The sequence below is a fragment of the Silvanigrella sp. genome (assembly GCF_044369315.1).
GTDB lineage: Bacteria > Bdellovibrionota_B > Oligoflexia > Silvanigrellales > Silvanigrellaceae > Silvanigrella.
On sequence record NZ_JBIPMD010000354.1, the window covers coordinates 16,716 to 28,017 of the forward strand.

The 11,302-nt window shown below is 29.5% G+C and carries 15 protein-coding genes; 8 read left to right on the plus strand and 7 right to left on the minus strand.

The genetic code is table 11. The features are described 5' to 3' along the window. Positions 1-2: 2 nt before the first annotated feature. Genes ACIQ56_RS16860 through ACIQ56_RS16885 form a run of 6 tightly spaced genes read left to right on the plus strand, consistent with a single transcriptional unit; the run spans position 3 to position 4,948 of the window. On the plus strand, positions 3-344 hold the full coding sequence (locus tag ACIQ56_RS16860) for a hypothetical protein (RefSeq protein WP_397602198.1): 342 nt from the start codon (positions 3-5) through the stop codon (positions 342-344). Then, entirely contained in the window at positions 341-1,762 is a 1,422-nt protein-coding gene (locus tag ACIQ56_RS16865) for a hypothetical protein (protein WP_397602199.1), read from the plus strand. Before ACIQ56_RS16860 ends, ACIQ56_RS16865 begins: the two co-directional genes overlap by 4 nt. Further along, positions 1,755-2,342, plus strand: coding sequence for a hypothetical protein (locus ACIQ56_RS16870; protein WP_397602200.1), 588 nt, complete (start codon positions 1,755-1,757; stop codon positions 2,340-2,342). Before ACIQ56_RS16865 ends, ACIQ56_RS16870 begins: the two co-directional genes overlap by 8 nt. Beyond that, a complete protein-coding gene (locus ACIQ56_RS16875) occupies positions 2,335-3,138 on the plus strand; it encodes a hypothetical protein (RefSeq protein ID WP_397602201.1) in 804 nt (267 codons plus the stop codon). Before ACIQ56_RS16870 ends, ACIQ56_RS16875 begins: the two co-directional genes overlap by 8 nt. Before the next feature lie 2 nt (positions 3,139-3,140). After that, on the plus strand, positions 3,141-3,992 hold the full coding sequence (locus tag ACIQ56_RS16880; RefSeq protein ID WP_397602202.1) for a hypothetical protein: 852 nt from the start codon (positions 3,141-3,143) through the stop codon (positions 3,990-3,992). Continuing rightward, positions 3,989-4,948: a hypothetical protein gene (locus ACIQ56_RS16885; RefSeq protein ID WP_397602203.1), complete on the plus strand. Its 960-nt coding sequence runs from the start codon at positions 3,989-3,991 to the stop codon at positions 4,946-4,948. Before ACIQ56_RS16880 ends, ACIQ56_RS16885 begins: the two co-directional genes overlap by 4 nt. Here ACIQ56_RS16885 and ACIQ56_RS16890 read toward each other — a convergent pair. The 3 genes from ACIQ56_RS16890 to ACIQ56_RS16900 are packed head-to-tail and all read right to left on the minus strand — an operon-like array spanning position 4,935 to position 6,926. After that, entirely contained in the window at positions 4,935-5,579 is a 645-nt protein-coding gene (locus ACIQ56_RS16890) for a hypothetical protein (protein WP_397602204.1), read from the minus strand. The genes ACIQ56_RS16885 and ACIQ56_RS16890 overlap by 14 nt on opposite strands. 32 nt (positions 5,580-5,611) lie before the next feature. Next, positions 5,612-5,884 carry a hypothetical protein gene (locus ACIQ56_RS16895; RefSeq protein ID WP_397602205.1) on the minus strand — a complete coding sequence of 91 codons (273 nt, stop codon included), beginning with the start codon at positions 5,882-5,884 and terminating at the stop codon, positions 5,612-5,614. Between the two features lie 4 nt (positions 5,885-5,888). After that, positions 5,889-6,926, minus strand: coding sequence for a hypothetical protein (locus ACIQ56_RS16900; RefSeq protein WP_397602206.1), 1,038 nt, complete (start codon positions 6,924-6,926; stop codon positions 5,889-5,891). A 239-nt stretch (positions 6,927-7,165) separates the two neighbouring features. Here ACIQ56_RS16900 and ACIQ56_RS16905 point away from each other — a divergent pair, with 239 nt between their 5' ends. Further along, entirely contained in the window at positions 7,166-7,570 is a 405-nt protein-coding gene (locus tag ACIQ56_RS16905) for a hypothetical protein (RefSeq protein WP_397602207.1), read from the plus strand. A 5-nt stretch (positions 7,571-7,575) separates the two neighbouring features. On the opposite strand, the gene ACIQ56_RS16910 is transcribed toward ACIQ56_RS16905, so the two are convergent. The 4 genes from ACIQ56_RS16910 to ACIQ56_RS16925 are packed head-to-tail and all read right to left on the minus strand — an operon-like array spanning position 7,576 to position 10,455. Next, on the minus strand, positions 7,576-8,046 hold the full coding sequence (locus ACIQ56_RS16910) for a GNAT family N-acetyltransferase (RefSeq protein ID WP_397602208.1): 471 nt from the start codon (positions 8,044-8,046) through the stop codon (positions 7,576-7,578). A gap of 13 nt (positions 8,047-8,059) precedes the next feature. After that, a complete protein-coding gene (locus tag ACIQ56_RS16915) occupies positions 8,060-8,701 on the minus strand; it encodes a helix-turn-helix domain-containing protein (RefSeq protein ID WP_397602209.1) in 642 nt (213 codons plus the stop codon). A gap of 16 nt (positions 8,702-8,717) precedes the next feature. Continuing rightward, positions 8,718-9,269, minus strand: coding sequence for a hypothetical protein (locus ACIQ56_RS16920; protein ID WP_397602210.1), 552 nt, complete (start codon positions 9,267-9,269; stop codon positions 8,718-8,720). After that, complete coding sequence (locus tag ACIQ56_RS16925) at positions 9,253-10,455, minus strand: MFS transporter (protein WP_397602211.1); 1,203 nt, start codon at positions 10,453-10,455, stop codon at positions 9,253-9,255. Before ACIQ56_RS16925 ends, ACIQ56_RS16920 begins: the two co-directional genes overlap by 17 nt. A 468-nt stretch (positions 10,456-10,923) precedes the next feature. Between ACIQ56_RS16925 and ACIQ56_RS16930 the strand changes: the two genes are divergently transcribed. After that, a partial coding sequence (locus tag ACIQ56_RS16930; protein ID WP_397602212.1) for a hypothetical protein occupies positions 10,924-11,302 on the plus strand: 379 nt, incomplete at its 3' end.

Below are 11,302 nucleotides of genomic sequence, written 5' to 3' on the forward strand. Positions count from 1 at the left end.
TAATGGTTGATATATTTTTAGATAAATCAGGTGATATCGCTTTAATAAATGGAAAAATCCAGCTAACAAAAGATAAAGCGCAAGCTGTTAAAATTAGATTAAACACGATTAGAGGCGAATATTTTCTTGATGTAAATATTGGAGTCCCCTACTTCACCGAAATATTTAATAAGCGTAATAAAAAAGAACGAATAGATATGTTTATAAAAAGTGAACTATCACGCATAAAAGATTTTATAAAATTTGATAGTTTTGTTTCTGAAATTAACGAAAAAACATATGAGTATAAAGCTAATATTCAATTTAAAAATAAAGATATTGTTACATTAGAGGCAAGCTTATGAGTTCTTTTTTAACTCCACAAGGTTTAAATATTAAAAGGTTTGATGAAATAAAATTAAATATATTAAATAATTTAAAACTTAAAATTGAAGAAATAGGCGAGGAAATAGAAACAGAAGATAAGCTTCTTGGAAATATTATTGATGTGTTTTCTAGTGAAATAGCGGACGCGTGGCAAGGAGTTCAAGAAGTTTATGACGGTCAGATACTAGATAGTTCAGAGGGAAAAAATGTTGACGATATCGCCTTGCATGTTTCGGCTGAAAGGCTTGAAGCAGATTGTACAAAAACAGTTGTTGCTTTAAAAGGAAAAATTGGGACAAAAATAGAAAAAAACTTTTTACTAAAATGTATTGCTAATAATGAACTATTTTATTTAGTAGATGATGTTATTTTAAATAAATCGAATTGTATAGAATTTACAGCAAAAATAAACGACAATGTAATTAAAGATAAAATTTATACAACCGTAGTCGATGGCTACGAAGTTTCTTACATTGCTAAAGCAGGAGACAAGGCTAATGATGTTTGCAGGGAATTAGTTAATAAATTCAGTAATGATAATTATATTATTACTCAAAAAGATTCAACATACACAATAAGTTCAAAAAATTTCATTCCTTTTGATCCTTATGTAGATCAAAACCAATTGATTGAAAACGTAACAAATAAATCTTTATTTTACGCTATGAACAATGGCTCAATATTTTGCCCTGTTGATACATTAAATAAAATTGTTTCACCAGTTAATGGGCTAATTTCAGCGAATAATTTTGAGCGTCCAAAATCAATAGGCAGGCTTTTAGAGTCTGACACTGACTATAAAATTAGAATTAAAAAATCAGGAGCACTGAGAGGGCAAAATACAATCCCATCTTTAAAAGCGAAATTAAGAAATTTAAGGGGGGTTTCAGATGTAGATGTCAAAGAAAATAAAAGCGATAGAAAATCTTTAGATGGCATACCGCCAAAAGCATTTGAAGTTTTGATCGAAGGAGGAGACGAAAATGAAATAGCTAAAGTAATTTCAGAAAATAAAATTGGTGGAATTGAAACTTACGGATCTAAGAAAATCCCTGTATTAATTGATAATCAATGGCTTGATATTTATTTTTCACGTCCTGTTGAAGTATCAGTTATTGTTAAAATTGAAATAAAAATATTTGATGAATTCCCCGAAAATGGTGAACAATTAATAAAAAATGCTGTCCTAAATTACGGCAACAAATTAGGAATAAATAAAAATTTAATTGATCAAAAGTTTTTCGGTTCAATTTTTAACAGTTGTTCAGGAATTAAAGGAATAAATTTAACACTTTCCAGAAAAGATGAAAACATTTTTAAAAGTGAAGTTCAAATCGGTAGGACTGAATACCCGTCATTCAGTGTAAATGATATTATGGTTATTAAAAATGTTTAAAAAAATAGATCATATAATTGAAGGAAAGAAAAAGTTATTACATCAATTTAAAAATAAGAAAATAATTAATATATTAGTCGAATGTTTAATGATTGAGTTAAATGAAATAGAAGAGGCTCTTGAGCAATTAAATAATAATAGGAGTTTGAAAAATGCGATAGGTAAACAAATAGATTCAAATGGCGAGATAAGAAACGTATTAAGAAATGATTTGAATGACGATGATTATAAACAGAAAGTTTTAAATAAAATAGCTCTTGATAATTCAGATGGTACTATTTTATCTATATTATCAGCAGCTAAAATAATTTTAAATAATAATAAATTTGTTTATAAAGAAACATACCCCGCAAGAGTCGAATTGTTTTCAAATAATTCACAATGCTCTTTATATCAATATAAATATATCGCTAACTCAGTGGGTGTATGTGTTTCTCTTGATTTAAAATATACCTTAGATGATAAGCCATTTGGTTTTAATAATAATAAATTTAATGGATATGGAACAATATATAATAATACTAATAATAACAAAGGGGGCGGTTATGCTTCTTTAATTGGAGAATTAAATAATGAATAAACCTGATGTGTTTCCCGATTGGTGTGTCGAAAATAATAAAAATGGATTTAATAATACACCTACAAAAGTAGAATATCCGCTAGAAAAAATAAAAAATGGTTGGGATATAAATGAAGTTCCACCAAGGGAATGGGAAAATTATTGGAAAAATCTAACGGCAAAATGGTTACATTATCTTGATGAACAATTGCAAAAAGTTTCTGTTGTTGGCGTACCTGTAGGAATTGTTTTACCGACTTTTCCTAGTCTTGGTGGTTATAAATGTGTTGCTTTAGAAAAAGCGGATGAATTTGGATTTGTTTTATGTAATGGTCAAAAAATTAATGATCAAAGTTCTTCTTTTAATGGGAAAATAATACCAAATTTAAATAACAATTTATTTTTAAAAGGTTCATTAGAAGATAATAAAAAACAAGGAAATAGTGAACATAGTGCAGATTTTAATCATACTCACAATTATTCACACACACATAAAACTGGCGAATATCAAATAAAAATAAATGGTGCTCAAAAAGTATTAGAACAATATATTTACACTAATGCAGATAAAAATTCACAGCCAAATCAAGACAATGTTTTTCAATATTCAGGAATAGCAAGTAGTGGCGGAAGCGGTGATACTATGAGGTTAATAAATTCCCCAACAGTATTAACAGAGATGTTTACATCTGGCGTATATGGAGACGCAATAAATGACGTGCTAGAAAACGCGCAGACATCGGGTGTAACAAATTATAAAAAATTTAATATAGAACCAGAAAATATAACGACAATTTACATTATGAGGATTAAATAAAATTGAGAAAAATTATTTTAAGTTGTTTAAGTTTATTAGCAATTTCTTGTGGCGGAAAAGCATATGCGGATTGTGCCATAGCACCAAATGGTGGAACAATTTGCACAGATTCAAGATCTAAAAGTTTAACTATGACGGCATATGAAATTGCAAGCAGTGGCAATTCATGTCTTGGTACAACACCAGACTGGTATAATGCACATAAAAGTGGATCAAAATGGCATAAATATTGTGGCTACAATTCGGGTGTTTATGATGATATGTTTACATATTCGGGGGTTTGGTCAAATTCACCTAATGGAATTATTGCACAAACGAATCTTTTAAATTACAAAACAAACGCATCAACTGTTAAAGTTTTCGGACAAACTAAAGTTACATTCAGAGCGCGTAATAATGGATATTTTGGTGAATGGAATGGCTATGTAGGTTCGCATCCAAATAACGGTAATTTTTTTATAGTTGAACTAATTAGCTCTGATGGCACTATTTTAGCCAGAAATTCGTATGGACCACAAACCATCGTTTGGGATACGCCAATGATGATATCGTTAACAACCGATATAAATAAAAATGATTTAAAACCATTTTATTTTAGAGCGTACACCTCTGTTCCAAATAATAATTGGTTAGCTCCAATTCCATTGATGGAAATAGAGAAAATATTTTTACAAGTACAAGATATAGGTGAAGTGTTTAAAACTCAGGTTAGCTTTTCCGAAATTAAACATACTGCAAAACCAATTGCTAAAGGAACTTTTAAAAATAGATTAGCGGAATTAGCTAAAAATGATACATCACCCGATCAATATTTCAGAAATAAATATTTAAAACTATATGGAGAATTGCCTTGAGTACTATAAAAAAATCTATTACTTTATTATTTAGTTTAATTTCATTTCAAAATTTATTTGCTTTAAATATTGGTGATAAGCTAATGAATTGCGAATATAACCCTGATGGAACTTACGATTTTTGTAGTGCTGTAACGGGTGATTTAGAAAATATCCCTTCACTAAAAAATAGAAGCGATGTAAATTTGAATTATGAAATAACTTATAATTATAGTTGTAGCGATAATATCAGCCAATATATTGGTGTTAAGTCTGCTTCTGGAACCTTTGCACCATTTAAATATGATGAAACAAAATTAAAAATAACTTCAGCAGGTAAGTTATCGGTTGTGGATATTAATCCGTACAAAACAAAATCAGCTCAGTTTGTAAGGGACTGTAATTTACATATTAAGGATATTCAAGCTGATTTAACACAAGAAACGGTTAATAATTTGATTAAAGACGCATGTTATATGGGTGTGCTAAATACCCAAATCTCGCAATCTCAAATTATTATTTATCTAGTTCAAAGTATGGTGAATAACTACGGAACATTGCCTATTAATCAATTAAAGTTGCAGTTAAGGAATCTGCAATTTGCTTTACAAAGTATTTCTGGGCAAAGTAATAATAAAATTTCACAGCAAATACAAAATATAATAGGTAATTTATCAGGCGAACAAGTTGGAACTGTAAACTATATATTAAAAAATAGCGCGTCTTGGGGTGTTGGCTCTACTTCTTTAAAAAATAGTCTAACTATTTTATATGGTAATTTATCAACAATTATGGCTGATATTTCAGATACAAGTAGAAATACTATTGAAAATTTATATTCAAATGGAATAGAAATTGCTAATGATAAATTTAGATCTGCAAAACTTCCTCTTGAATATTTAAAATATCAATATTCGTTATCAAGAGATGAAGATGTAAGTAATTATAAATCTCCAAAATGCTCTAATTCTCAATAAAGTCAAAAAAACAGCCTTCACTCTCTCTAACGTTAGGATTGGTTGAAACGCCAATCCTTGTAAAAAAATCTTTTTCTTCGAGCCATCCTATTTTTTGCTTGAATTCAGGAAACAACATTAGACCTGTTACTTTACAGCCATTTTTTATTAATTTTGCATTTATAGGGGAATAGCTACTACCAAAAAATTCCGCTTCATATTCTGCTGTTTCTGTACAATCTATAATCGCTTTTATATCGCTACCATTTTGTAAATAAGCTATACCTGAATATGTAATCTTAATTAAATTATAATCTAATTTTTTTACGTTAATATTAAAATTTCCTGAAATATTTGAATAATAAACACTTATGGGTCTTATATTTTCTCTTAAAAATGTTCTATGATCAGTATAATCAACTTCAGAAATTTTATAATTTTTACCTTCTCCTATTAATCTAACAGCATCTACATCTTCTTTTATTTCAGGAACAACAGGAGGTTTTGGGGGTAAATTAATAGCTGGCGATTCTTTGCTAGGATCATAACTGTCTAATGAAGTTTCATTATTAATATTATTTTTTTTACCGTTTTTAACACCACAACCTATAATCATCAATGACGCTGCAATAAAAAATCCTTTTTTTATCATTTTAAAATCTCCTGATTTTTATTAGTTGCTAATTACCAACCTTCAGTTCTAACCGCTTCGTTTATTACAGTTTTTTTTATATCATTTATTTCTCTTATTGTTTCTACTGGATACTCTTTTTTTATTATATCTAATCCAGCAAGCATAAGCCTTAATGCTCGTTCTGATTGCGCGCGTTTTTTACTAGGGTCTGGCCAATTCATCATTGCTGGTAATTTAAAAGGCGTAACATTACCATTTAATACATCAATTAGCTCTTTTATTGCTTCATTTTTTGAATCTTCAATTGTTATTCTAGTTCCCATTTTTTTATTCTCCGATTGTTACTGATTTTAACGCAAAATTACCGACATCTAAACCAAGTTTGATGCCTTCATGTTGCTGAAGAAATGGCGCACTTGCTAAACCATGAGCGCAAACAAAGACAGGATCTTCACATCTGTCATCTTTTTTAGGTAAATTGTTTATTACATGCAGTTTGTACCATCCAGTAGATTCAACCTCATTTTTTAGCGTTTCTACTGCAATTTCATCTTTAGCTGCTCCACCTGATAGAACAATATTTCTTACTCGTTCACGGTAATCTTGCATGCTATTTAATAATTTACTTACAGATGTTGAAAAATATTCTTTCGCAGCCTTCTTTTTTTCGTTTGTACAATCAACTCGTTTTCCATTCATTTCATCTGATTCTGGCCTTGTTCCTAATTGCCAAGCTTTAATTGCTTCCGCCTCGGTTAATCCTGTATTTTTTGCAAACCTTTTAATTGCGCCGCTTAAGCCTTCGACTCTTTGCAAAGCGTTTGTGGCAGGCCTACCATCCAATAAAACAGCTTGTTGTTTATCACCGTGACCAATTTGCCAAAGTGCATAAGTTTTTAAAGCGTTGGGTATGCAAAACGTAACGGCTTGAGTTTCGAAGTAAACGGTGGGTTCAATAGCAAAATTCACTTTGCATATTTGTATTGGTGAGTCTGAAGATCCTTTTCTGAATTTTATTTCTTTTAATGTTTCTTTAAGTAATTCTGTATTTTCTTTTGTTAATTTAATTGATCCAGCTTTATCACGAAATTTGTCGATCCAGTTTTGAGCTACGGCTAAAGCTAAAGCTACGTTGTGCTCACCAGCACCAAGAGACATTGCAACAATTGCTTTTAAAAGCCTCCTGTACTGTGGAGTTGCTAGAGATCCTCCGATAGCTCTAGCCGATTCTGGGGCGTCAAGTTGTGCAGTTTTACCAACGAGATATTCGATGCCGTCATCTTCTATAACTATAGAGTTAGGGCACAAAATAACTGGTTCTCGTGGAACAGGACAAATAAAACTTGGAGCGGATGACTGGCGCATGATTTTCTCCTGATGTGTAAATTAAATGTAAATAAAGTGACACTAACTATTCATTTGTAATGTTAAAATAAATTTTAGTCAAGTTAGTGTCACTTTATTTACATTTCAATATTAAATCATTTGTATATAAATTTATAAATATAATTTATGCTATAAAGTAACGCATGTTTATTTATTGCTTGAACTGTAGATCAACATGGTATGCTATACTAATGATCTAACGTTGGGGGTACGTATATATGGCAAGTAATAGATCAACTGAGATACTAACAATTAATGGTGCAGCAAAACATAGTGGTAAGTCAGCAACTACAATTAGGCGTTGGTTAGAGAGTGGAACTTTAAAATACACAACATCACCAGAGGGCTACAAGTTGATCAATAAAAATGATCTACTGTTATTACTACAGGATAGCAACGGAAGTGTAGCACCCCGTACTGAAGTGGTACAACCTATTATACAACAGGAGAGTGATACGGTGATCATACTTAAAGAGGCATTGGAGTATGAGCGGCGACGTTGCGAGAGGTTTGAAACCGAAAATAAAGATTTAAAAAGTGAGCTTTTAAAAATGGCCAAAGAGATGCAGGGGATTTTGCAAAAAGAGACAGGGTTATTGGGTTGGATTAGAACTAAAAAGTAATTAATTTACAAATGCTTTTCAACGTACGGATATGTTAAATCGCTAAACACAGCCGATTGTAATACTTCTTCTGTTTTTATATATCCATGTTTAAAATAAAATTCGATTGATTTTGGTTCCGCTCCTAATTTAATTTTTTTTACATCAAATTTTTTAACAATATCTTCGCATGAATTTATAAGCATTGAGCCAACACCTTTTTTTTGATATTCGGGCAATATAAATAAGTAACTAATTTCAACTAAAGATTCGTCTTTTAATTTATAAAAAGAAATAAAACCATTTGGTTTATGATTATCATCATAATTAATTATTGTTATTCTGTCTTTTAATATTTGTTTATCCTTAAAATATTCATTTAAATATTTCCTAAAGGGAATAACATAGCTTTCGGGGTATCCTAGAGTAGTCCGAGCTTGTTCTGTTATGTTAATTAAATTTTCAATATCTTTTTTTTCAGCTAGCTTTAAATTCATTTTATATACCTTTTTACATGAAATTATCTGGATTTCTTCTTGTCCAAAAAATTGGCGCGACTTCGGAGGGGATTATATTTTGTAAATAAAAATCATTTTTTGAATTCTTGTGATTCAGACCTACAATATTTAAGGAGCCATCTGTATTAATATTAGATAGATATTTTATATAAGTTACATCATTTATTTTAAAAATAAAAGGGTAATTTTCAAATTTTTTAATATCGGTAATGTTGATTGGAAGCCCAAAAATCCAGTCACCAAAAAAAATTGTTGGTTCCATATCAAAAGTATTGCATATAAAAAAAATAGCGTTTGGATATTTATTTTTTATCTGCATTTCTTCTTGTTTCATTAGCTCAATACTATCAATATAATCAAAATTATTTTTACTATTAACTTCAAAACATTTAAATTCTCTAGGTAAATCTCCTTTTCCAAGTTTGAGCCATTGGTAACTTACAATTACATTTTCTTTTTTAAATATTTCTAATAATTCTTTAAGTCTTTTATCAGAGGGATTTTTTATGTCAGTTTCATAAGCGCTAAGTGTTGAATTACTGATATTATATCGCGAACTCATTTTTGTTCTCGAAAGTTTAGATATTTCTCTACAGTATTTAACTCTTTTACCTATTGTGTCTAATTCGAGCATAAAAACCCCTAAATTTTCAATTATTATTTTTAAATATCATTCCTTTATTTTGACAATAAATAAAAAGTATTTCTTTTATTAATTTCTCAAAAAAAATTCTCGACTCTGAAGATCCGTAATTTTCCATGAAATTTAAATTAATATTAGATGACCACCATCCAACTGAAAGTACAATATTATCAAAATAAGAAACGGAAATACCACCAGATTTTATATTAAACTGGCTTCTTATTTCCCTAAGTTTTTTTCCGTTTATATTGTCATGCGCTTTATCAATATCAATAAACTCTGTTGTTTTATTTGTTAATCTTTTTAAATTGCATAACGCTAAATCTTCCCAATCACAAATTGGATCTTCCAGATATAATTTGTCATTTACGTATTTGTCAAGCCATTCAAAATTCTCAGTTATTAAAATACAATTTTTTGATTGCAAATTAGAAAAAGAAAATGTGATTTTATCATAATTTGAATTTTTTATTTCTCTAAAGATATCTTTAAAAACCTTAACTTTATCAATTGATTTTTTTTCCATTGATGTTGTTACTCTTTCAAATTCCATAGACATTCTTCCCTTCGCTATGCACATTTTTTTTTGAAACAAAAACGTCTTTTATTCCAATTATGAACATTAAACAAATTGATATAATAAAAACAACATCGTGGTCAATATTTAAGCTAAAGAGTAAGATTATTTGTGACGAAATTATAGCAACAATTAAATTGTAAAGCACAGGGAATGAAAGGTATAAATTATCCATAGTTGTTTTTGTAAATAGTTTTGTAAAACCTACGGAAAAATAAGCTGACATTAAAAGTGAAATAGCGTTGATTTGAAAAATTGGATTTTTGATAAAAATGAATAAAGGAATATATAGAATAGTTGAAATAATTGTCCATTTTAAAACTTTTTCAATACCAATTCTGTCTGCAATAATTCCAAAAAATATTGGAGCAATACCTGTAAAGAAACTAAAATATGTTAAATAGTACTCTGAAACTTCACTTGATATATTAAAATTATCTTTTAAATATGTAGGAAAAACTAAGAAAATATAATAAACAAAGAATACAAAAGGAAAAACGTACTTAAAAATATTTAGAGACAATAAAAAATATTCTTTGTTTAATTTTATTTTAACTCCATTATTATTCTCTTTTGTTTCAATTAATGATCTTCTTATAAATAAAGCAGCAATTGATAAAGCAATCGAAATGCCATATGAAATATAAATCTTATTATCAATTGATTTAATACCGCTTAGTAAAGCGGGTGTATATGTTGCAAGTCCCATTCCAAGAGCAGAACCAAGACCCGCAAAAGCGATTGCTGTCGCTTTGTTTTTTGATATTTCATAAATATATAATATTGAAGTCGTTACTTCTCCGCCAATTGCAGCGCCTTGTAAAAGTCGTGCAAGAATTGCAAGACCAGCACATAAATATAAATTTTCTTTTAGTATCGTTGCTATTATAATTAATGATGATGAAATAATCATAAGATTTAATGTATTTAAAAGGCTTGGTATTCTTCCTTTTGTAACGGATAATTTACCAAAAATAAATGCGCCAATAGGTCTTGCAAAAAAGCTTAATAGAATACCAATTTTTTGAAAAGCACTTGTAACATTAAGATCGGTTGTTGAGTTAAATATTTGTACAAATATATATGCAAAAACAAGGAATTCAAACCATTCAATAAAAGAAATAAAGATTGAAGCAACGTAACTCTTGATCTGATTATTTATCTTCATTCGATCTCCTTAATAAAAAAAGCGTTAACAAACAATTGACTTTTGTTATAAGTAGGGTAAATTCTACACCGTGTCAAACAGTAGGTATTTAAATTTGTTTACTAAAGTTTATATTTTGTTTATTTAATAAAGTAACAAATACATGAGCGTGTTTTAATACTGAGGGTAGAAATTAAATGAATTTTAAAAGAAACTGTTTACTTAAAAAAATAAACCCCCGCTGGACAGCGAGGGATTGAATAAGGCGGGGAGCTTGTAGTTTAACTACATTATTGTTAGTATCTAGACTGGATGTTCTCTACAGTTTACGAGGCTTTGAGAACGCCCATTACACAACTACATACAAAAGCCAAGGCATTCCGTAAGGCGAAAAAAACTAGGCATTCCGTACAGTTCGCGGACTTTAACGAACGCGTACTGTAAATAGCCTAACACGCTGTAAAACGGAATGCAACTTAGAAAGGTTGCATGTCTCTAGCCAAAATATTTCTACCACAGCACGCAAAATACGATTATAAAAAGTACTTTTTTGATAATGATGGCAACCGTTTAGCGGGATTTTGCGAGCGGGAACAAGCTCCAGATTTACAAAGTTGTGCCATTAGAAATCCAAACGGTTTGCAAGTTCTCAGACATTTAATGTTAGATTTAGACGCTCACAGAGCGGAAGATAGATGGCTAGATATAAACGGTGCTCTCGACTGGCCTAAAATAAAATCATATTTATCAGAAAAATATCCTTTAATTTTTGCACATATCGAATATGCTTTAAAATCTTATAGTAAAAAAGGTATTCATATATTATTTGGATTTAATCCTTTTTCATTAGAGCAAAAAACTTATAAAA

Excerpts from the sequence above, each read along its gene's own strand:
- ACIQ56_RS16860 (WP_397602198.1), top strand. The coding sequence starts at position 3 with ATGGTTGATATATTTTTAGATAAATCAGGTGATATCGCTTTAATAAAT.
- ACIQ56_RS16865 (WP_397602199.1), top strand. The coding sequence starts at position 341 with ATGAGTTCTTTTTTAACTCCACAAGGTTTAAATATTAAAAGGTTTGAT.
- ACIQ56_RS16870 (WP_397602200.1), top strand. The coding sequence starts at position 1,755 with ATGTTTAAAAAAATAGATCATATAATTGAAGGAAAGAAAAAGTTATTA.
- ACIQ56_RS16875 (WP_397602201.1), top strand. The coding sequence starts at position 2,335 with ATGAATAAACCTGATGTGTTTCCCGATTGGTGTGTCGAAAATAATAAA.
- ACIQ56_RS16890 (WP_397602204.1), bottom strand. The coding sequence starts at position 5,579 with ATGATAAAAAAAGGATTTTTTATTGCAGCGTCATTGATGATTATAGGT.
- ACIQ56_RS16895 (WP_397602205.1), bottom strand. The coding sequence starts at position 5,884 with ATGGGAACTAGAATAACAATTGAAGATTCAAAAAATGAAGCAATAAAA.
- ACIQ56_RS16900 (WP_397602206.1), bottom strand. The coding sequence starts at position 6,926 with ATGCGCCAGTCATCCGCTCCAAGTTTTATTTGTCCTGTTCCACGAGAA.
- ACIQ56_RS16905 (WP_397602207.1), top strand. The coding sequence starts at position 7,166 with ATGGCAAGTAATAGATCAACTGAGATACTAACAATTAATGGTGCAGCA.
- ACIQ56_RS16910 (WP_397602208.1), bottom strand. The coding sequence starts at position 8,046 with ATGAATTTAAAGCTAGCTGAAAAAAAAGATATTGAAAATTTAATTAAC.
- ACIQ56_RS16915 (WP_397602209.1), bottom strand. The coding sequence starts at position 8,701 with ATGCTCGAATTAGACACAATAGGTAAAAGAGTTAAATACTGTAGAGAA.
- ACIQ56_RS16920 (WP_397602210.1), bottom strand. The coding sequence starts at position 9,269 with ATGTCTATGGAATTTGAAAGAGTAACAACATCAATGGAAAAAAAATCA.
- ACIQ56_RS16925 (WP_397602211.1), bottom strand. The coding sequence starts at position 10,455 with ATGAAGATAAATAATCAGATCAAGAGTTACGTTGCTTCAATCTTTATT.